This window comes from Paenibacillus baekrokdamisoli (assembly GCF_003945345.1).
GTDB lineage: Bacteria > Bacillota > Bacilli > Paenibacillales > Paenibacillaceae > Paenibacillus_Z > Paenibacillus_Z baekrokdamisoli.
Genome location: NZ_AP019308.1, coordinates 5522601 through 5543917 on the forward strand (window position 1 = coordinate 5522601; position 21317 = coordinate 5543917).

At 45.2% G+C, this 21317-nt stretch carries 22 protein-coding genes; 15 read left to right on the plus strand and 7 right to left on the minus strand.

The window, feature by feature from the left end; translation table 11 throughout:
• Positions 1-29 precede the first annotated feature (29 nt).
• From EKN16_RS33825 to EKN16_RS24290, 3 genes are all read left to right on the plus strand, one after another.
• A complete protein-coding gene (locus EKN16_RS33825; protein WP_375782050.1) occupies positions 30-203 on the plus strand; it encodes an SDR family oxidoreductase in 174 nt (57 codons plus the stop codon).
• A gap of 189 nt (positions 204-392) precedes the next feature.
• On the plus strand, positions 393-1409 hold the full coding sequence (locus tag EKN16_RS24285; RefSeq protein ID WP_125663159.1) for a LacI family DNA-binding transcriptional regulator: 1017 nt from the start codon (positions 393-395) through the stop codon (positions 1407-1409).
• A gap of 37 nt (positions 1410-1446) precedes the next feature.
• Positions 1447-2337 carry an SMP-30/gluconolactonase/LRE family protein gene (locus tag EKN16_RS24290; RefSeq protein ID WP_125663161.1) on the plus strand — a complete coding sequence of 297 codons (891 nt, stop codon included), beginning with the start codon at positions 1447-1449 and terminating at the stop codon, positions 2335-2337.
• Positions 2338-2391: 54 nt separating this feature from the next.
• Here EKN16_RS24290 and EKN16_RS24295 read toward each other — a convergent pair whose 3' ends face one another.
• Entirely contained in the window at positions 2392-2901 is a 510-nt protein-coding gene (locus tag EKN16_RS24295) for a Crp/Fnr family transcriptional regulator (RefSeq protein ID WP_125663163.1), read from the minus strand.
• Between the two features lie 190 nt (positions 2902-3091).
• Here EKN16_RS24295 and EKN16_RS24300 point away from each other — a divergent pair, with 190 nt between their 5' ends.
• Both EKN16_RS24300 and EKN16_RS24305 read left to right on the plus strand, forming a co-directional pair.
• On the plus strand, positions 3092-3790 hold the full coding sequence (locus EKN16_RS24300; protein WP_125663165.1) for a cyclic nucleotide-binding domain-containing protein: 699 nt from the start codon (positions 3092-3094) through the stop codon (positions 3788-3790).
• Positions 3791-3842: 52 nt separating this feature from the next.
• A complete protein-coding gene (locus tag EKN16_RS24305; protein WP_125663167.1) occupies positions 3843-4271 on the plus strand; it encodes a DMT family transporter in 429 nt (142 codons plus the stop codon).
• A 153-nt stretch (positions 4272-4424) separates the two neighbouring features.
• Here the strand turns inward: EKN16_RS24305 and EKN16_RS24310 are convergent, their stop codons facing one another.
• From EKN16_RS24310 to EKN16_RS24320, 3 genes are all read right to left on the minus strand, one after another.
• Entirely contained in the window at positions 4425-5606 is a 1182-nt protein-coding gene (locus EKN16_RS24310; RefSeq protein ID WP_125663169.1) for an NAD(P)/FAD-dependent oxidoreductase, read from the minus strand.
• Between the two features lie 35 nt (positions 5607-5641).
• Positions 5642-6082 carry a DUF1641 domain-containing protein gene (locus EKN16_RS24315; RefSeq protein WP_125663171.1) on the minus strand — a complete coding sequence of 147 codons (441 nt, stop codon included), beginning with the start codon at positions 6080-6082 and terminating at the stop codon, positions 5642-5644.
• Positions 6083-6449: 367 nt separating this feature from the next.
• Positions 6450-7013 (minus strand): GNAT family N-acetyltransferase, encoded by a 564-nt coding sequence (locus EKN16_RS24320; RefSeq protein WP_125663173.1) that lies wholly within the window; start codon positions 7011-7013, stop codon positions 6450-6452.
• Positions 7014-7211: 198 nt separating this feature from the next.
• Here EKN16_RS24320 and EKN16_RS24325 point away from each other — a divergent pair, with 198 nt between their 5' ends.
• The 8 genes from EKN16_RS24325 (at position 7212) to EKN16_RS24365 (ending at position 15786) form a co-directional block, all read left to right on the plus strand.
• Positions 7212-7781, plus strand: a complete 570-nt coding sequence (locus EKN16_RS24325) for a CcdC protein domain-containing protein (RefSeq protein ID WP_125663175.1) — start codon at positions 7212-7214, stop codon at positions 7779-7781.
• Positions 7782-7798: 17 nt separating this feature from the next.
• Positions 7799-8467: a DUF2306 domain-containing protein gene (locus EKN16_RS24330; RefSeq protein ID WP_125663177.1), complete on the plus strand. Its 669-nt coding sequence runs from the start codon at positions 7799-7801 to the stop codon at positions 8465-8467.
• A 26-nt stretch (positions 8468-8493) separates the two neighbouring features.
• Positions 8494-9084, plus strand: a complete 591-nt coding sequence (locus EKN16_RS24335) for a TetR/AcrR family transcriptional regulator (protein ID WP_125663179.1) — start codon at positions 8494-8496, stop codon at positions 9082-9084.
• On the plus strand, positions 9081-9683 hold the full coding sequence (locus EKN16_RS24340; protein ID WP_125663181.1) for a VC0807 family protein: 603 nt from the start codon (positions 9081-9083) through the stop codon (positions 9681-9683). Before EKN16_RS24335 ends, EKN16_RS24340 begins: the two co-directional genes overlap by 4 nt.
• A gap of 1486 nt (positions 9684-11169) precedes the next feature.
• Complete coding sequence (locus tag EKN16_RS24350) at positions 11170-12717, plus strand: spore germination protein (RefSeq protein ID WP_232015995.1); 1548 nt, start codon at positions 11170-11172, stop codon at positions 12715-12717.
• Positions 12714-13814: a GerAB/ArcD/ProY family transporter gene (locus EKN16_RS24355; RefSeq protein ID WP_125663183.1), complete on the plus strand. Its 1101-nt coding sequence runs from the start codon at positions 12714-12716 to the stop codon at positions 13812-13814. The genes EKN16_RS24350 and EKN16_RS24355 overlap by 4 nt, the downstream gene beginning before the upstream one ends.
• Positions 13811-14923: a Ger(x)C family spore germination protein gene (locus tag EKN16_RS24360; RefSeq protein ID WP_125663185.1), complete on the plus strand. Its 1113-nt coding sequence runs from the start codon at positions 13811-13813 to the stop codon at positions 14921-14923. The genes EKN16_RS24355 and EKN16_RS24360 overlap by 4 nt, the downstream gene beginning before the upstream one ends.
• A gap of 104 nt (positions 14924-15027) precedes the next feature.
• Positions 15028-15786, plus strand: coding sequence for a MerR family transcriptional regulator (locus EKN16_RS24365; RefSeq protein ID WP_375782044.1), 759 nt, complete (start codon positions 15028-15030; stop codon positions 15784-15786).
• A gap of 159 nt (positions 15787-15945) precedes the next feature.
• On the opposite strand, the gene EKN16_RS24370 is transcribed toward EKN16_RS24365, so the two are convergent.
• From EKN16_RS24370 to EKN16_RS24380, 3 genes are all read right to left on the minus strand, one after another.
• Entirely contained in the window at positions 15946-16770 is an 825-nt protein-coding gene (locus EKN16_RS24370) for an SDR family oxidoreductase (RefSeq protein ID WP_125663189.1), read from the minus strand.
• 61 nt (positions 16771-16831) lie between these two features.
• A complete protein-coding gene (locus EKN16_RS24375) occupies positions 16832-17278 on the minus strand; it encodes a MarR family winged helix-turn-helix transcriptional regulator (protein WP_125663190.1) in 447 nt (148 codons plus the stop codon).
• Positions 17279-17403: 125 nt separating this feature from the next.
• The gene (locus tag EKN16_RS24380; RefSeq protein ID WP_125663192.1) at positions 17404-18864 is read right to left on the minus strand and encodes a DHA2 family efflux MFS transporter permease subunit; all 1461 of its coding nucleotides are present in this window, start codon (positions 18862-18864) and stop codon (positions 17404-17406) included.
• A 253-nt stretch (positions 18865-19117) separates the two neighbouring features.
• On the opposite strand from EKN16_RS24380, the gene EKN16_RS24385 reads away from it, so the two are divergent.
• Both EKN16_RS24385 and EKN16_RS24390 read left to right on the plus strand, forming a co-directional pair.
• Positions 19118-19600, plus strand: a complete 483-nt coding sequence (locus EKN16_RS24385) for a hypothetical protein (RefSeq protein ID WP_125663194.1) — start codon at positions 19118-19120, stop codon at positions 19598-19600.
• A 161-nt stretch (positions 19601-19761) separates the two neighbouring features.
• The gene (locus tag EKN16_RS24390; RefSeq protein WP_125663196.1) at positions 19762-21210 is read left to right on the plus strand and encodes a DEAD/DEAH box helicase; all 1449 of its coding nucleotides are present in this window, start codon (positions 19762-19764) and stop codon (positions 21208-21210) included.
• The last annotated feature ends 107 nt before the right edge of the window (positions 21211-21317 follow it).

Sequence of the window (21317 nt, forward strand, 5' to 3'; positions counted from 1 at the left end):
ATCGAAGGAAGATTCGAGGAGAGCCGGCCATCAATAATTGCTCGGCTCTTATTTGTGAGTTTATACCGATTGGCCACATTGGACAGCCGCAGGATATTGTGGCTGTCACTTTGTTATTAGCTTCAGACAAGCCGCGGTTCATGGCGGCGCAATGCATGGTCGTGGACAACGGACAACGGACAGCGACAGCGGACAATGGATAACTAATCAAGCTGTCATGAACAAAATCAATACTAACGAAAGAGCAGGAAATGTAGTATTGTTTAAAGCAGGCTATAAATGGTGAAACTCAATTATTTTCTAAATAAATCTTAGTAGGTGCATGTAACTTACTTTTAATAAGATTTTCCTATTATTTTGGGAAAATTTATCTCAGAATAAGGTAGGGGGTTATGACGATTCAACTCAAGGATATCGCGAAGCAATTGAATGTATCGGTGTCCACAGTCTCCAAAACCATTAATGGTACCGGCAGAGTTGGGAAGGAGACAAGAGAGCGCATTTTGGCTGCCATTAAGGAGTCTGGTTATCAGCCGAATGAGGTTGCCCGAAGCCTGAAGCGTAAGAGTACTCGTTCGCTGGGTGTAATTGTAGCGGATATTTCCAACAGCTTCTATGCCAAGGTCATTAAGGGTGTAGAGAAGGTAGCAAGCGCAAACGACTACAATGTGTTCGTCTGCAATACAGATGAGAAGATCGGCAAAGAGGAGGAATATGTACGGGTTCTGCTGCAGAATCAGGTAAGCGGACTGGTTATTGCCACCGTCGGTGGTGATCCCAAGCTGTTCCAGCCCTATATTAATTCAGGGATCCCTTTCGTCTTTATTGACAACCTGCCGGACACGGATGACAACTTCGATCTGGTCACGATCGATAATGTCAAAGCAAGCTACACCATTGCTCAGCATCTGGTTGATCAGGGGCATCGTAAGCTAGCGCTTATTACAGGACCGCTGAATCAATCAACAGCTTCGGAACGGAAAAAGGGCTTCCAGAAATGCCTCGAGGACAATGGCATTCCGCTGCAGGACGAATGGATTGGGGTCGGTGAGTTCAAAAACGAAAGCGGTTATCAGATCATGACGGAGTGGTTAAAGCGGGATGAACGGCCTTCAGCTTTGGTTGCTGCCAACGATTTTCTATTGTATGGTGCAATCAAGGCCATCTATGAGGAGGGGCTAAGGATTCCTCAAGACATTGCAGTGGCTTGCTTCGATGCAACCGATGAGACGGGGCTGCTTCGGCCTAGAATTACCTCGATCATACAGCCCGCCTTTGAAATCGGTTCTATCGCTGCCGAGATTATTATGCGCAAGGAACGAAACAAAGAGCGGAAGCTTTTTGAGAAAATCGTGCTGGAGCCAACGCTGCTAATGAACGAATCGAGCCTTGGCGTTTCTGGAATTTAATGGAGTAAATAGAATATATCATTAGGAGGGCGAACGGATGATAAAGATGATGCAGGCTGAGTTGGTAGTGGATTGTGCATGTCAATTAGGAGAAGGACCGGTTTGGGACGCTGCGGGAGGTTCCCTCATTTGGGTGGACATTGATGGATGCTGCATCTATCGATATTGGCCGGACAGTGGAAGTGTTCGCAAAGTCGAAACGCGTGTACCTATTGGAACATTTGCCTTGCGCGAGCAAGGAGGAGCCGTCGCAGCGGGGGTTGGAGGTTTTTACCTGCTGGATATCGACACAGGAGAGCTGCAGCCGATCGCAGACCCCGAAGCCCATTTGCAGCATACAAGGTTTAACGATGGCAAATGTGATCGTGCCGGTCGATTTCTTGCTGGAACGTATTCGTCACGAGAAGAGCCGGAAGGAGCTTTCTACACGCTTGGACCGGATCTTCAAGTTCGAAAAAACTTCGACGGGGTCAAGTGCTCCAACGGAATTGCATGGTCTTCGGACGACCGAACGATGTATTACATCGATTCGATAACACGTGAGGTCGTATCCTACGACTACGATATAGCAACTGGCGATTTATCTGCGAAAAGGACAGTCATTCGTTTCGAGGAAGGCTCTGAGCTTCCGGACGGAATGACTGTGGATCGGGAAGGCATGCTGTGGATTGCAGAATGGGGTGGCTGGGCAGTCTGCCGCTGGAATCCGAACACGGGAGAACGCTTGGCGAGGGTCGAAGTGCCTTGCCAATACGTGACCTCCTGCACCTTTGCGGGTGAAGGATCTGACATCCTCTACATTACAACGGCGCGCAATGGCTTATCCGGAAGTGAACTATCCGAACAGCCTCACAGCGGTGGATTGTTCCGTGTGAATACGGGTGTTGAAGGTACGGCTTCATTTACTTTCAGTCAAATTGATCAATAAAAATGCACGCGGCGATTCTCTCGCCGCGTGCATTTTTATTGCATTATTCATCTATTATTCCACCGGTGTGGATTCGGCCCGGAGCAGTCGATTGACAGTTTCCCGGCGAAGTCCGATAAGCTGGCCGATTTCCTCCTGTGTGAGGACATCCGTTATGGGTGCTGGGCCTATATAGGTCTTAAACCAAGCTTGCAGCTTGCGCAGCTTCTGAGCTGGCGTCACCTCAGTTAATTGATCAATTCGCTGCTGCATCATGCGCAGCTTGTCCTGCAGTAAGAGTGCAATATCCCTGCATTTGGCCGGATACTGTTCAAGTTCGAAGTACCACTGTGACGAGGATACCGGTTCGACCTCACAAGGAACGAGCGCAATCGCCGTGCCATTGTAGGGATTGGGGCTAATGAGGGAATGTTGCGGGATGATTTCATCTGGAATAATAATATTCACGAGAAATGGAACGCCGTCCTCATTTATGCGAACGATTTTTAAGAGACCGCTCTTAAGATGATACAGCTGGCCGGATTCCCCTTGGCGAAATAGCGTTTCTCCCTTATGTAAATGCATCGTAACCCCCATAGTAATAAAGCGAAGGTTCTCTCAACGGTCATTTCGCTTTTTTGTTTTAATTGTAATAAGTATAACAGTTCCACAATTGCAGAAAACATATTCGAAAAAGGACGTAAAAAAGGACATATGTCCTTTCCATCACAGATGCGATTACTTACACTTAGTACCAACGAACGGGGGATGCGCCTTGCAAAGGATAAAGGATGCTCAAGCGATCAGCGAGCTGCTTCGCAGTAACAACCTGCTTACTATCTTCCGGCCTCAGGTTGTAGAGTCCATGGAGCTGCGGATCTACGGCAATCAAGAAACCATCTGCACAATGGGTGATACTCTGGATGGCTTGTATGTGCTCGTAACCGGTAAACTAAAAATCTATACGGTGCAGCCTAACGGGAAATCAATTCTGCTTCGATTCACGAGACCTCCTAGCCTGATCGGTGACGTGGAATGGATGGGGCAATACCCTGTCAAAAATATCGTGGAAGCGGTTGGTCAAAGCTCATTGCTGCTAATCAAATGGGATCGGATGCTGGAGGAAGAAATGAATAATCCAGCCTTCTTGCGATTCATCATAGAGAATCTTAGCCGCAAGATGTATACGCTGAGCAATGCCTCGGCTATGAATTTGCTGTATCCAGTGGAGAATCGTTTCGCCAGCTATTTGATGTCTCTTCTGCCTCAGGAGACCGATGCAGGGCAGGTAGAGGAAATTCGAACTTCATCGCTGATGGAGACCGCTGATATGCTCGGTACAAGCTATCGTCACTTGAACCGAGTCATTAAGAGCTTAATCCAGGAGGGCGTTCTTCAGAGGGAGAAAGGACGTCTGCTTATCTGTAATGAACAGCGGCTAAAGGAGTTAGCAAATAATCAGCTCTATACGTAGAGCAGGCACAGTATGAGAGCTGAGCTGATATAAGATACGGGGGAGTTAGTAAATGGCGGGTATTTTGTATTCTTTATTGGCGGGCATTGCGATTGCCATACAGGGTATCGTGAACACGAGAGTAAGCGAGAAGGCGGGGTTCTGGTTAACCAATACGATTGTACACGGATCAGGCTTTATCGTGTCCTTGCTGTTATTTGCCCTTCTGCGTGACGGTTCAATCAGCGGCATTCAGACGATGAATAAAGGCTATCTGCTAGGCGGTGTGTTTGGCGTCGTCATTGTATTCTCGGTGATGAAGGGGATCGGGCAATTGGGGCCTTCCTATTCGGTGGCGATCTTATTAGTATCCCAGCTGATTTTCGCTACTGTTATTGATAGCTTCGGTTTATTCGGTGCTCAGGCAGTTCCGTTTGCTTGGAACAAGGTCATCGGAATCCTAGTGATGGTAGCTGGTATTGCTGTATTTAAGTGGAATTAAAATACAATTGACATGAAATTATGTATCGTTTGTACAGTCCGTTCCATCAGAATTATACGAAGCTGCAGATATGGAAGACTGGCGCGTTCATCTACTCCACAAAAAGAAGAGGGGCGGATATCCGACCCTCTTCTTGTGAAATTAAATGCTGGATTAGTAAGCAAGTGCGAACATGCCGTGGATATGTGACAGGTAGCGAACATTGCTCGCTTCCTTCATAAACGTAGCAGGCAAGCCTTTCAGCTGAGTACCGTTGCCGCCGATTGTGCCGACAGCATCTTTACGACCCAAGCTTCCAAGTGTTCCGGAGAATACAGGTGCGAATTTGTCCATAACGCCGCCTTTGATCATAACGGACAGATTGTAGCCGACCGTCTCACCCATCTGCCAAGCAAGCTGAGCAGTTGGAGGATAAGGGCGATCGCCGCCTTCAGGGAATACAACCGCACAGTCGCCAGCTAGGAAAACATCTGCATGCGAAGTCGATTGCAGCGTTTGTGAAACCGTCGAACGGCCGCGATCTTCTGCAAGGCCGCTGCTTCCAACAACAGGGTTGCCTTTAACGCCGCCAGTCCAGATAATGGTGCTGGATTCGATAGTATTGCCATCTTTTAGCGATACAGCTGTTTTGGTTGCTTCTGTGATTGCGACGCCAGTGATGAAAGTAACGCCGCGCTTCGACAGGCTCTCAACTGCACGCTCGATCAATACTTTAGGGAAGATAGGCAGAACAGCAGGGCCTGCTTCGATACAGTACAGTGAAATATCTCTGAAGTCGATACCTTTGCTGCGACAAACCTCAGGAAGTTTGTCAGCGAATTCGCCAACAAGCTCAACACCAGTCAAGCCGCCGCCGCCAACAACGATTGTTGCGTCAGCCTGGTTGCCTGATTTCTTGTAAGCGTCAAGGCGAGCCTCAACATGCGTACGAATGCGGTTCGCATCTGCAACCGATTTGAGAACCAAACTGTTCTCTTCCAGACCTGGAATACCGAAGTAGTTTGTTTCGCTGCCAAGTGCAACGACAAGCGCATCATAGCTGTGCACGCTGCCGCCCTCTAGAACAACTTGTTTCTCATTAGGTTTAATTTCTTTGACCGAATCAACGATGATGTTGACATCTTTGCTGCCCAGCAGCTTATTAAGTGGAAGCGAAACGGCTTGCTCTGCAATACTGCCGCCAGCAAGACGGTGCAGCTCGGTAATAATTTGGTGAGTCGGGAAACGGTTAACGATCGTGATGCTCGCTTCCGCTGCTGACAAATACTTGCGAGCGGTAAGAGCTGTAAGAACGCCACCGTATCCGCCACCCAAAATCAAAATTTGTTTCGACATGTCCATCCTCCATTCTTTCTCAACCTAATTAGTTACTAGACCTTCTCGTTCTTACGATCAGCAAGTACGCTCAGGAAAGCTTGAGCGAAACGAAGCGTTTTTTGTACTTCTGGATCCTTCAGCATTTTGAGCATGCCGAATAGTCCGACTGTACTTCCTGCGTCGGATTGCGTGCGTTCGCCGGCTTCGATTGCTGCCGATGCGATACCCTTTGCTTTTTCTTGAACGGGTTTGACGAATTCGCCGATGCCGTGCGCGAACTCATTAATCAATACTTTGTCTGTTGCAATGCCTTGAGCAAAATCATAAGCCTTCGTCATGAACGTAACCATTTCGGCCAATTTCGGCAAGCTGTCTACGAGCACAGTCAAAGATTGTTGGACCTCCGGCTGCATTAACTGATCAAGCACATCTAACGACTTTTTTTCTTCAGCGAGGGCTGTAGCTACCTCTTGTCCAGCAGATGTTTGTGACATAAGAGAATGTCCTCCTTTGCATTGAGATAAAATAAGTTGTTGGTCTCGATTGCGTCAGTTCTTGCAGGTAAGTTCGCATGTGATGAAGATTGCACCATTTTTCACATAGTTATACAGTCGTACTCCATAACATGCGATGCAGCCTATCATTACCAGTGAATAAAGAACCATCAGTAAACATGACTTCTTCAGATCACAACTCTTACTTCTATTCTACTCCTTTTTTCGAACTAAATTAATAAGAATTTTTTTGAAAATCTAATTTTTATTAAAATAAATGCGAAAGTTGGCATAAGTAGACCACTATAGGGAAAAAATACGCAGGATAAACCCGATTTATGTTTGAAATTCGTGTAACTCCGTTCCATCAATTGGAGATCAGTGCAAGGATTACGACATCTATAAAGATACTTGTCACATCATGCTTCAGATATTGCTTTAGTAAGCCTTCGTATTTAAAGCCGAATTTCTTTAATATTCTCAAAGAAGCTGTATTCTCAGGAACGACATCTGCTTGGATGCGGTGAGCGCCAATTGTATGAATGCCGAATTGAGTAACCTCCTCCAAAGCTTCGGACATGATGCCTTGATTCCAATACTCCGTAGATAACTCAAATCCAATTGAAAGCGGGAATAGTGGGATTGTCTCGAAAGTGCCTCGTGAGGGCATGTACATAATCGTTCCAATTAATTTAGGGTCGCTCTGCCGCGTTATTCCCCAAGGCAGCAGCTTTTTGTCCATAAACAGCTCATTCCACGATAGAATCAATGCTCTCGCTTGTTCAACGTCGGAAGGGCCATTCCAATCCAGATACTTGATCACTTGTTTGTCGGAATAGATATGATACAGGTCCGCAGCATCTTCCAAAGTCATTTGTCTTAGAACTAAACGACCGGTGGATAGGATTGGGAATTGGTCGAAGTACTCCATGCTATTAGCCCCGACTTTCAAACGATAGGATAACTAGTAGTATAAACTAGCAACATGAAAATGAAATGAATGAGCAGGTATGAAGAAGAAAAATTCACTTCCCCCTATTGACAGACCGCCAGTCGGTTTGTATACTGAGGTTAATAAAACCGACCGTCGGTCTGCAGTGACCGATTAGATCATAAGGAGCGAATTAATATGACACAGCAGCAATGGGATTGGATTGGTTATGGTGTATGGGCATTGATTATCTGGGTTACATTGAAGCAGTTTATGCAGACGAGAAGAGAATTTAGGGGCAGCGGCGTACGTATATTACTTGGAGACTGGCTGTTAATCGCGCCGCTTCCGTGGATCGCTTATTGTATGGGAAGTAGGGCTACGCTGGAGCAGCTGTTATGGACCATTGGGTTAGGCGTTGCCATTGCGATTCCTTATATTCTGACCAGCAGGTTTGTGGTAAAGGATGGCGGACGCATTTTCTTCAAGTCAAGTTGGATCTTCTATGTCATCTTAATTGGGTTCCCGTATGTGCGCTACTTGATCCGCGATAAAGTGTTCCACACCTATCCGATTCTGAGCTTAGATCATCGCCCAGATATTGAATTAATGCTTGCGATGTATATTGCGGCGCTAGTGATATATACCTTCCTCTGGCGTACATTCATGTATGCGGGCTACGTAAGACTGCAGCGAAAACAGCAGCTTCTAAAAAACACACAAGTCGCTAATCTTTTGTCTACTGACAAACCGACCGTTGGTATATAATAAGGAGGATGGGGACAATGAATAAGTGGACGAAGAGAATAATCACTCTACTTGCGGTCTTGTCGGTTGTCTTTATTATTGTCGGGTACATTATCGTTCAGTACGGCTTCTTCAGCGCCAAGCAAGCTGCACTTGTTGATTTCAAACTGAAGAGTCCCGACTTTCATTACAAGCCTTGGGTTTACGTTTTATACATTCATATCATCACTGCCAGTATGGCGCTTGCCATAGGGCTCTATCAGATGCTCCGCAATCCAATAGGTAAACAACGTACAGTCTGGCACAAAAGAGTAGGTAAGCTCTATGCCTATTCGATCTTGATTAGCGGTGTGGTCAACATGTACCTGTCGGCTTATGCCAGCGGGGGATGGATTGCAAAGCTGGGGTTCTTTACTCTCGATTTTCTTTGGATCTATACAACGTTCAAGTCGGTGAGCTATGCACGCAAAAAGCTCATTGAAGCGCATCGGAACTGGATGTATCGCAGCTATGCATTAACATTCGCTGGTATTACGTTGCGCATTGTACTAGGCCCGCTTATGATGCTGTTCGGCGAATTTACTCCTGCTTACCAGGTCACCGCTTGGTTATCCTGGGGGATCAACCTGATCATTGCCGAATGGTTCATCTATCGCAGCAGGGTAAAGCCTAGCTTGACCACCCAGCAGAAGGTTAGTATACAATAGAAGCGGGAAAGAAGGAGGTATACAGGATGTCAGACTCGACCAACCCAAACGCAAGCTTTCAACTTATATTAGATACGGCCGAGAAGCTCATTGATGAGAAAGGCTGTCGGCAGACGACCCTGCAGGATATTATTGAACGGTCGGGGCTTTCCAAAGGGGCCATTTATCACTATGTATCTGGCAAGGATGAATTATTTGGACGTATTCTCATCTCCAAGATGGAGACCATTAATGATAGCTTTAATGAATCCGTATCCCAAGCGAGCAAGGGGGATGCGGCTTCTCCTGTTCAGTTGATTGCTAAGGGCATGCTAGCCAATACAGATAGCCAGTCCGTGACCAATAAGATCTTTACCTACTTGCTTAGTCAAAGCGATAATCCAAAAATCGCTGCTATTTTAAACAATTTGTATCACTATACGCTGCGTCTCTCTACGGAGTGGATTAAAATTGGCCAGACATCCGGTGCGATCCCGCCTCATATCGACGCTGCCAAAATGTCCATGCTATTCACGATCTTCACCTACGGTCTGCGTACTCAAAGGGTGATTACCAAGGATGAGGATCAAGTCGATTTCGAAGATATCTTCCGTTTAATATTCCGATCCCTGCAATGAAGCGATTCCCGCAGAGCCTTGTGCTCACGATTCTATTGAACGCAGTCGCTCCTTATCTCATTTATATGGCATTAAAGGATAAGACTTCAGGTTTGACTGCGCTGGTCATTGCTACTTGTGTACCACTGGCAGAGCAAATCTTTTATTTTGCCAAGAAAAGAGTCATCGATAGCTTCGGTATGCTTATGGTCGGCACCTTTGTGCTGGGAGCGGGTCTAGCTCTAATGGGTGGAAGTGAAAGGGTAGTGCTGCTGCGGGAATCCTTCGTTACGGGAGCCGTTGGCACTGTGTTTCTAATCTCCCTATGGATGCGAAGACCCCTAATCTATAGCTTATCGCTGCGCTTCATACCAGAGGCGAATGCCGCTTCCCAGGAGCTGAAATGGAAGAGCCCCTACTTCCGCCGAGCTTGCCGACTGATGTCCGCCGCTTGGGGCCTGCTATTAATCGGGGAAGCCGCTGTTCGCAGCTATCTCATTTATTCGCTCTCTACTTCTACATTTCTCATGGTATCAAATGTTGTTTTCTATAGCTTTATTGGTGTGGGCATTATCTGGAGCGTGATCTACCGAAGGCATGTACAGAAACAGATGGAGTAAATAAAAGCAGGTCAATATGTATCCCCTTTCTAGATAGTGAAAAAGGAGCTCATGATTTCATGGGTTTCAGACACTGTTGATGGAAGGGGATATTTGCTATGTCTTCCCAAAGAGGCGGGTAAGCGGAAGGGTACAACCAATAGAGGCGGTATCGCTATGGAGTATGAGGTTTATCCTTATTCCTTAATAGCGAACAAGGTTATCAGTTTTTCAGTAAAGCTAAATAAGAGGACGGCGTATTTTAACAAATTTAGGTAATTAGGAAAATGCAGAATAGGGGAGGGGGTGAGGAGGAGAACGGAGTCAACTTATTTTTGGGTCTATTTGGAAATCGAATAATAGGCTTCATTGACGACAAAACTTGATCCAATCAACTCATCCTCTTTTTAAAGTGTAGAATTTACCCGTCGAATCATGCATAAATACGAAGGTGAAAAGTCGAAAAAGCCTGTATTTACGAGGGTTTGTCGATTCTCCTCACAATACGAGAGCACCAAAACGCATTCCGCTCCTTCGTACAATTAAGCCGTATTTCGCTGCACAAACGAAAGACTAGTGTTTGTGACGGCTATTTGGCCCATTCTAGCAGCCTCCATATGACAGCTTAAAAGGGAGTAGGAGTCCGTTGAGCAGTTCTTGAGATAAAAGAGGGCTGAAACTGATCGATCATCGAATCCAGATGAACATGCCTTAATTTGAGGTACCAAGAGAACGAAATCAGGCTTATCGAGAAAAGGCATTCATCCCATCTCTGGAGCCATTGCTTGAAACGAATACTCCTTCATCACCTGAGTGGGTTTTATCCCCGTTTATATGAATGTAGCTCCTTAATGTTATTCCGAGTATCGCATCATCCGCTGCTTTTAGCGCTACATGAGCCGCCAACAAGGCTACTCAGTGTTTGGTTGACTGATTTTCTATTAAATTTATATCTAAATTAAACTACCTATAGAATACAGCGTTTGCCGTCAAAAGTACACGATAAAGAGAAAAAAGGCCAGATATATAGGGAAAAATATACGAAATAGAGAAAACGGGATCTGATGATATCGTTATTTTTTGCATATATGAACACAAATTTATATTCCTAATAAAGATGGATCCGATGCATTGTAAGGGCTGTAATAAGCCTATTCGGCACTTAATTGGTAACTTGCCCCTGCAACAAGATTACATGGCACCTTTGAAGCGACTTCAATCTCACAGATTGCAGAGACTCGTGTTTCGAACGAATCTGATAACAATTATTTAAGCAAAAGCCCTTAGTACGCGAGTAGGGGGCTCCTCTTCTTTGTCTTATTCCCTGTATCTAAGCTGCGTCCCGCATCAGATGGTCTAGCGGCGAAACTTACCGCTGATTCCGCTGCTTCCGCTGATTATTACAGCTGACTCGCGTATCGATCTGTTACTTTATGTAAATCCTTTAAATGAGCATTTCAATCTTTATCCAATGTAGGGCCAACTGATCAAGATAGGATGATTCCGGATGTTTTGGTTTTTAAAGTTGTTGATGGGAAAAAGCAATTCCAAGTATCAAACGCCTGCCAAACCAACAGACACATTGGATGCTGTTCCAATTAACAGCGAATTATCTGTTAACCTCGATCACCTTAAACAATTGTTTAATTTGACTCCCGACTTGGTCATTCGGCAGATCCAAGTGGGTCAGGCGGCAACTTCTGCAACCCTTGTCTACTTAGATGGCATGGTTGATAAGGAAGCAATTAACAATAATATTTTAAAGGAATTAATCCATCTAGCTCCCGATAAGCCGTCAGATTTGAATGATGCGGTAAGTGTTGGGGATTTCCATACGGAAACGGATTGGAATCAGGTGGAAAATGCCATTCTGCAGGGAAATAGCGTACTTTTTGTCGATGGGCAGCCGAAAGTCTACATTTTTGATACGAAAGGTTGGCCGAAAAGAGCAATTGAAGACACACACGTCGAAACTGCTCTTCGGGGAGCTCATCAAGCTTTCGTCGAAACCGGGAGTCAGAATATCGCGTTAATTCGCAGGTATATTCCCAACCGGGAATTGAAAATCAAGGAACACAATGTAGGCACACGTGGAAAAACAAAGGTCTCGATCTTATATTTGGCTGACGTGGCGAATCCGGACCTTCTGAAGGAACTTGAAACTCGAATTACGCAGATTGATGTGGATACCATCCTGAATACAGGTGAGCTGGCTGAATTCATTGAGGATAATTCGTTCTCACCTTTCCCGCAGCTTCTATTGACGGAGAGACCTGATTCGGTAGCTTCCCATATCCTTCAGGGGAGGTTCGCTGTGGTTGTGGATCGCTCTCCCTCTGTGTTGATTGCTCCGGCAATCTTTGTGTCTTTTTTTCAAAGTGTTGACGATTACAGCAGCCGTTGGCTGATCGCTTCCTTTATTCGGCTGCTTCGTTTTTTGGCGTTGTTTATTGCTTTGTTTTTGCCAGCTATATACATTGCGCTCATTTCTTTTAATTACGAAGTTATCCCTGTACAGCTCATTTTATCGATTGCTGAGACAAGGTCGCGGGTTCCGTTTCCTCCAATTTTGGAGGCCATTCTGATGGAAATAACGCTTGAAATGATGAGAGAAGCAGGACTTCGGCTGCCCGCGCCAATCGGGCAAACCGTTGGCATTGTAGGGGGAATCATCATTGGGCAAGCGGCGGTCCAAGCAGGGATCGTCAGCAACTTTATGGTTATTATTGTTGCCTCTACCGCCATCGCTTCTTTTATTACTCCCAACTATGATATGGGCGCATCCATTCGGCTACTTCGGTTCCCAATGATGCTGCTGGCTTCAATGTTTGGAATAGTGGGTATGGTCTGTGGAGCGATGGCCTTGGTTGCCCATTTCGTTTCACTTGAAACGTTAGGTACTCCATATGGCAGTCCACTGGCGCCTTGGAGATTCGCCGATTTGAAAGATGTATTCATCCGTCTGCCCCTATGGACGATGGGCAAGCGACCTAAAGGCACAAATGCAGTGCAATCCGTCAGACAAGGCAATTCTTTGGGAAGAGAGGATCCATGAAAAAATACGCGTTGAACGAAATTACCCTTATGCAGTTTATTTTCCTCATTCATGGAGCTCAAGTAGGAATAGGGATATTCTCTTTACCCATGGACGTGGCTGTTAAAGCGGGGACGGATGGCTGGATGTCTCTTATTCTTGGCTGGGGCTGCAACATGGTCGCCAGTATTGTGATCGTGCAGGTTTTCAAAAAGTACCCGAACGATACCTTATCGGATCTTTTGATCCGCCTTTTTGGCAAGTTTATTGGGAAGCTTTTCATTATACCCGTCATTTTTTATTATGCATTTGCTGTCTGGACCATACTCACCATCACGGTGCTCTTCGTCAAACACTGGTTTTTGCCGCTGACTCCAGACTATATCGTGATGATTTTATTGATTGTACCGGGGTATTTTATTTCTCGAAATGGTTTGCGTGTATTGGGCCGATACAGTGAACTCGTTTTTTATATGATGCTGTGGATGCCTTTCATATTATTGGTTCCTTTGAAAGATAGTCACTGGATACATTTGCTTCCGCTTTTCAAAGAAGGATGGAAGCCGATTTTTGATGGATTAGGAGCGACGATAAATTCTTTCCTCGGTTTTGAAATCGTTTTTTTTATCTATCCGTTTTTAAAGAAAAAGCAGTTGGCTATGCGTGGAATCGTTATTGCCAACACATTGACCTTATTCGTTTACCTTGGAGCAACTCTGATTTGCTTCGCTTATTTCAGTCCAGACGATATCACGAACTATAACCAACCTTTACTGAGTTTTTTGAAAGTCATCGAATTTCGTTTTCTCGAGCGATTTGACTTGATCTTTTTGGTTCTTTACCTGTTTATCGTTTCGACCACTTGGCTGCCTTATACGTTCGGAGTGATCTTTTTTACAGGCCAATTGTTAGGAAAAAAGGATCCGGCTCCGTTTGCAGTGGTATTCTTCCTCCTGATCATAACACTCGTCTTCGCTTTACATCCTTCATGGAATCAGGCCCAACAATGGCAGCAATTCGTAAGCGGAGTGGGGATATGGTTCGCTTATGTGTTTCCATTCCTTCTTTACCTATATGTTCTTGTCTATAATCGATTCAGAAGGAGTGTATCCTCATAAAACGCGCTTTCCTCTTTTGTCTGCTGCTGTCGCTTTCAGTCATTTCGGGCTGCGGAGATCAAATCAATGTTGAAGACATCTCGCTCTCCTTGTTAATCGGAGTTGATCTCGATAAAGAGAACCACCTTGTTTTTTCATCATCCAGTCCGGTATTTAGTACAGAAGCGAAAGAGAAGGAAGAGTACGCTGAAGTTCATGCCGACACGCTTCGTGAATCAAGAGATGAATTTGATTCCACGATCACCGCTTTAACGAGCCGCGGTAAGGTCCAGGTGGTGCTCATAGGCAAACGTGTTCTTCAGCACAAGGGTTGGTTTCCTGTTATGGATTCTATGTATAGAGATGGCAAAAATACAGTTATGGGCCGCGTCGTTCTTGTAGACGGCCCGGTTTCGGATGTCGCCAAGTTTAGGCCCATAGATAAACCGCGTCTTCCTTTATATGTGTCCAAGCTTATTGATACCGCGCATGAACGAAATGTAACAGTTATCACGTCACTTCAAGAACTTCATCGTCAATTTACGGATAAAGGATTGTCGCCCAGCCTTACGGAACTTAAAAAAGATGGAGAGATTAAAGTGACAGGAACGGCTCTTTTGGATCGATTCGGTAAATACAAATTATCTATCAACGCTGATGAGACTCGCCTGTTGAGACTCTTGCAGCATCAAACGGATGGAGAGTTTACTTTTACGATTCTTCTTCCTAAGCAGCCTGGGAAAGGCGTTTTCAATAAAAATAGTATGACCTTTACACCTGAGGGTATTTCTGTCAAGACAAAGACTAACTATAAGGATGACAAGTTTGTATTTGATATTGGAGTTGGCCTGAGAGTTGGGATAAAAGAGCGCCTTTTTTCCTATGACGTCAAACATAAAGCGCCGGAATTGGAAAAGCAAATTGAGAAGGAACTTGAACAGCAATTTTCACAATTGGTCAAGAAAATCCAAAAGGCCAAGATCGATCCGATGGGACTCGGACTGTATGCCAGAGCCTATAAATACACCCAATGGAAGAAGGTTCAGGATAGATGGGGCGAAGCTTTGTCAAAAGCGGACGTGAATGTTAAAGTGGATATTAAAATTCAGTCAATGGGATCGATGAAGTAAACGCAAAGGGCCACCTCCTGGTGGTCTTTTTTGCAATTATTAGAGACAAGATCTTATCAAATTTCCTATTGACTCTCACGTATCGTGATCCTTTATAGTAAGTCATGAAAGGAGGCGGGGATGAATCGATGCGGGTAAAAGAAGTTGCGGATTTGGTTGGTATTAGCGTGCGAACCTTGCATCATTATGATGAGATCGGACTACTAACGCCAGATGAAATAACTGATGCCGGGTATCGTCTATATTCGAATGTCAATCTTGAGCTGCTGCAGCAGATTTTATTTTTTAGAGAACTCGGGTTTCCTTTGAAGGAAATTAAAGAAATTGTCAGCAGTCCAGATTTCGACCGCAAAGCAGCGTTGGAGCTGCATCGCAAAATGCTGATGGAGAAGCGCAGCCAACTTGATCAATTGATTGCCACCATTGAGAAGACGGTTCAATACACGAGAGGAGAAATTCAAATGACGAATAAAGAAAAATTCGAAGGCTTCGATTTCGGTCATAACCCCTACGAGCAAGAAGCAAGGGAACGCTGGGGGAATCAAGCCGTTGACACCGCAAATGCGAAGGTGGGCGGAATGTCTAAGGACGAGCAAGGTGCGTTATCTGCAAGGATGAACGAGATTTACACGAGGCTGGCTGCTCTGCGTAATAGCTCGCCTGATTCTGAAGAGGCACAAGGAGCCATCCAAGAGTGGTATCTATTGTTGAATACCATGGGCAGCTACTCACTTGAGGGTTTCAAAGGATTAGGTCAAATGTATGTCGATGATAGCCGTTTTACCAAGAACATTGATAAGTTCGGCGAAGGACTGGCGGTATTCATGCGGGATGCGATGGCCATCTATGCTGAGAACAACTAGAAAATGAATAAAGCATGAGCAAAAGCGAAGCGGACGGAATCGTTCTGAAGAAGCGAGAGCGTTCGCCTTTGTCTCCGTATTTCTACCCCTAAGGGATAGAATCAAGAAATAGGGAGACAACAGCGACCCTTAAGAATGATCCGTCCGCGCAGCGGGCTTCTAGGTCATTATTTGAGTAGCGATAAATGGTTTGATGCTTTCTTTCAGTGAAGTAACAGGGCCTCCAATCAATCTCTCCAAATCTCCTGAGGTTGAAGAAGTATCAATCTTGCCCAAGAACCCATATATCCAGTTCTGGATCTCGGGGTCCTGACGGTGAGAAACGGACTTGCCTGTAAGCTCAGACAGAACGATCGCTAGTTCATTGAAGGTCCATGGACGGGGTGCGGTAAGCTCATAGGTCTTATTCTTATGGTCCGGTTCGGAAAGAACGGCCGCTATTCCTAAAGCAAGATCATTGCGCGTAACCGTATTAAAACTCCAATCTCCAGGGTAAGTCCTCAGTTCACCTGTAGCTATGGCAGCATCCAGACCAAGCACGCCGACAAAATCAGTATACAAAGCATTCCGAAGAATAGTATGCGGAATTCCTGTTGTGAGAATGGCGTGCTCCGTTGCCAAATATAAATGAGAAGGTGGAATCGAACCGACTCCCAGGAAAGCAAAGCTTGTGAAAAGGAGATGTTCCACTTTCGATTTTTTTGCCGCTTCTATGACATGAACATGTTGACGTAAACGAACCGTATCATCGGTATTAGAGCTTGAAATTAATAATAGCTTGCTGGCTCCGGCAAATGCTAGATCAAGTGATTCAGGCTGATCATAGTCGCAAAAGCGCACTTCAATTCCTTGCTCTTGATATTCTTTCGCTTTCTCGATGTCACGAACACAGGCAATAATTTGATCCGCCGAGACTTTCTGAAGGAGATGCTTAATAATTAAACTTCCTAGTTGGCCATTTGCCCCTGTAATGATAATCGACATCGGGATTTCATCCTTCCTAAGCGCAAAATAGTTAATAGCTTAACTAAATGAACAAAAAAATTTACGCTCTGCTTAGTTTATTTAATAAAAAAAGGAGCTGTTTCAATTCCTGCTCTTCCAGCACTTTCATTTTCTCGGCAATCCCTTGGCGGTTCTCGGGTAAGTGTTTCAATAGGATGCTCTGACCGTCATTTGTTATTGAAATCACCGATTTTCTGCCGTCCTTAGGATGGCTTGCCCGACGGATTAATCCGTCATTTTCTAAAGGGATAAGCAAAAGACTAATATTTGCTTTCGTAACGCCAATTTTCTTGGCGAGCATCGAGGGAAGTATAGTGCCTCCTTCTTTCATAATTTCAACCAAAATTCGAATTCTGGCACCATTTAGACCTTTGGATTGCCAATACTTCTCGGAGACATCAACTAAATTTGCTGTTGCTTCAACCAAGGAAAAAAAAGCCTGTGTATGCAGCGGTAAATCAAGAACGTACTCTTGTAAATCTTTCATAAAGCCACCACCATATTATAGTTAAGCACTTAACTTAATTGAATGTACTATAGATACGTGATAGTTGTCAAACCTAAATCCCTGAGTAACAAGCAGACCGGTATTCCTAGGTCTGCTTGCTCTCATTAATTCGTAGGCTTGCGTTTGCGAAGAATCAGTGCTAGCGGGAGTGCCAATGCGATGAGGAGACTAGAGATCAGAAAAACATTATTCACGCTGAGTGTATAAGCCGTCTTATGAATCCAAGAAGCTCCTTTACTAGCTTCATCCTTAAGTAAGTGGGACTGATGGATATCCAGTCTCATGTAGAAGAACGAGGTCAAGAGGCTAAGCGTCATCGCGCTGAATACCTGGCGAATCCAGTTAATAAGCGCTGAAGCATGACCCGATAGCTCTCTAGGAATGGCAATCATACCTGCGTTCGTCGCAGGAGTCATGGCAAGACCTGTTCCGATATTACGAATCGATAGCCAAAGCATAATCGAGAAGAGCGTCGAAGTTGGGTGTAGGTGACTAAAGTGATAGGTGGTCAGTATCAGAATTAGACCGCCCGCAATGATTAAGGTTGCCGGACCTAGCTTTGTATAGAATTGACCGGAGAAGAAGGTTGCACAGGTTAAGCAGAATGCAGCCGGCAGGAAAAGAATACCGACCTGGAATGAGGATAACCCCTGCATCTCCGACAGGTAGAGTGGAATAAAGTAAATGCCCGCATAGAGAGCGACGGATAGGATTAGCGAGATGGAGAGGCTTGCTGTGAACATAGCAGAGCGGAATAACCGAAGCTGCAGCAGCGGAGACTCCGTACGCAGCTCATGAATGACAAAACCAATTCCACATGTCACACCGATAATCAGACATACCCAAGTTGGGGCTGCCTGCCATCCCCATTGATGCATATTGCCGAAGAGCAGAAGGAGCGATAGACTGCCTGCTGCTGCGAGGATAAGTCCAATTACATCCAGTTTAGCTCTCCGTAACAAGTGGTCAGAAGGTAATATTCGTAATGCTGCTATGATCACGGCAATCCCCAGCGGTACAGTAACGAGAAAGATCCAATGCCAATCGTAATCCTGCAGCCAACCGCTAATGGATGGTGCGAGCGCAGTACCAAGAACGGTAGAAAATGACCATATACTGACGGCAAATGGCTGTTTATCAGAAGGAACTGTTTGATAGATCATGGCTAGTGCGACAGGAGAAATTAATCCGCAGAATAGGCCTTGCAGGATACGGAATGCGATCAGCGCATAGATGTTCCAAGCTAAGGCACACAGGATGGAGCTGGCGGTAATCCCCACTAAGGAGAAGATAAAGAGCCTTTTCCCTCCGAATCGATCCCCAGCGTACCCACTAACGGGAGCGATCACACCCGCTGCAAGGGTGAAGCCTGTAACGATCCATTGAACAGTGATAAGCTCCGTATGGAAGATCCCGATGAATCCGTGAAGGGAGACGTTAAGAGAAACGACAGGATAGACGCCGACGAACGATCCGAAGAATAAGGTGATTAAAGCAGGCCAGATCGACTTTCTCGCTGTCGCTGGAAGTGTCTGAACAGCTAATTTTCGTGCGTCAACAGACAAACAAAGTACCTCCAATCAGAAGAATAGACTTTTGACTACTAGCCTATAAGAGGGCCAGTATAAACGAATTATAGTATATAGGTGAACCAAGGAACGATCGAACTTTTCAATTCATTAATAGAAGATTCTAAAGCTTAAGTAGAGATACGAGATAACAAAGTTTTCTGCGGTTTAAGCATTGACGAATGAAGCGAAGGGGTATAGAATATCACCTGCATGTAAGTTCGCAGTATGAAAAGAGGATGAACGCGAGTTGAATATTAAGACAGCTGCAATTTGTTTGTATATCGTTGGTGTATACGGGGTTGCGACAAAATTCCCTACGCTGCATTCTTTATTTTTTCCGACTCTAGGCGCTTTCAGCTTACTCTTTATAAACCGGCCCTTCTCTATAATGCAATTAAGCAAAGTCGCATTGGGTGCTATTATAGCTTCCCTAATTGGAACGGTTATTGTCTATGTACATGCTGGAGTCATTCCCTTACTCATTAACATGGTTATTGTGATTTGGCTTATCAATCGCTTCAAATTGAATGCCCCTCCGATTCTGGCGGTTTCCTTTGTCCCATTCTTTGTTCAGCCTTCATTCATTTGGGCAATCCCGATATCGGTATTTGGTTCACTGATTGGATTGCTGCTTACCTTGTTACTGGCCCATCAGGTTGAGACCAAATGGACCGTTTTGCCAGCATTCCTAAAGACGAATACGGAATCTAAGTCAGATACTGCTGCGTGATTGGGCCATTCACATGGGATACGCCATGGATTCTTCAGACGATTAACTGCGCCAAGCAGATAATCGTCTTTTTTGTGCACATTGTGGTGGGTGAATTGCTTAAACCTCCGTAATACCCTACAATTTAGATCAAGACGAATTTGTTAGCTGAGGAGTTTATTATGAGTCAAACAAGCTTTAGTACCTATAAATTAAGTGAAGAGATCGTACGTGCGCTGGATAGCCTAGGCTATGAGCAGCCGACAGACGTGCAAGCTAAGGTCATTCCGGTCGCACTCGAGAAGAAGGATCTTGTTGTAAAGTCACACACGGGCAGCGGCAAGACGGCCGCTTTCGGTATTCCGATCTGCGAAATGGTCGATTGGGAAGAGAACAGTCCACAAGCGCTCATTCTGTCACCAACGCGTGAGCTGGCTGATCAAGTCAAAGAGGATATTACGAATATTGGCAGGCTGAAGCGGATTAAGGCGACAGCTCTGTATGGCAAGCAGCCTTTTGCCAAGCAGAAACTAGAACTGCACCAGAAAACTCACGTGGTTGTAGGCACGCCAGGGCGTGTGATTGACCATATTACAAAAGGTACACTCGATATCGAAAAGGTGAGATATCTGGTTATTGATGAAGCTGATGAGATGCTGAATAAAGGATTTATTGAGCAGGTAGGCGCTATTATTGATGAGCTTCCGAAGGACCGGGTAACGCTGCTATTCTCTGCTACCTTGCCCAAGGATGTTGAAGGCTTATGCCATCGCTATATGAGCAGCCCTGTGTATATCGAGATGGTTACCTCGGAGGAAGCGACAGCGCAGATTGAACATTCTCTTATCATTGTCAAAGAAGAGAACAAACCGAATCTGCTTAAGGATATAACGATCGTCCAGAATCCGGACAGCTGCATCATCTTCTGCCGCACTCAGGAGCAGGTTGATAACGTCTATAAGCAGTTGAATCAGATGAACTATAGGTGTAACAAAATTCATGGCGGTATGGAACAGGATGATCGGTTCAGCGTCATGAATGATTTTCGAAGGGGTAAATTCCGGTATCTCGTGGCGACGGATGTAGCTGCTAGGGGCATCGATATCGAGAATATTACCCATGTCATCAACTATGACCTGCCTGTTGAGAAGGAAAGCTACGTACACCGAGCGGGGAGAACGGGACGAGCCGGTAAGTCTGGTAAAGCGATTAGCTTCGTTAAGCCAAGTGAAGAACGGCTGTTAGCGGATATTGAGGGATATATAGGAATGGAAATTCACAGAAGTGATGCTCCTTCCAGGGAAGAAGTCAGCAAGCGAATGGCTGCATTTGAAAAGAAACTGAGAGCGGAACCCACAATTAAGAAGCATAAGAGTGATCAACTGAATCAGGAAATTCTGAAGCTGTACTTTAACGGCGGAAAGAAAAAGAAGCTCAGAGCGGTGGATTTTGTCGGAACGATTGCTAAGATTGAGGGTATGACTGCTGAGGATATTGGGATTATTACGATTCAAGATAACGTTACGTATGTGGATATTTTGAATGGAAAAGGCCAGCTCGTCATTCAAGCGATGAAGACAACGACGATTAAAGGCAAGCAATTGAAGGTGCATAAGGCGCTTGAGAAATAGGTATGCTGCCGGGGATAATCCTATCCATAAGTCAAGCGCATAGCGCGTCGTTCCAACGGATATCCTACGTAGACCACCAAGAAGTGCTTCAGCAAGGGTATGCCTAA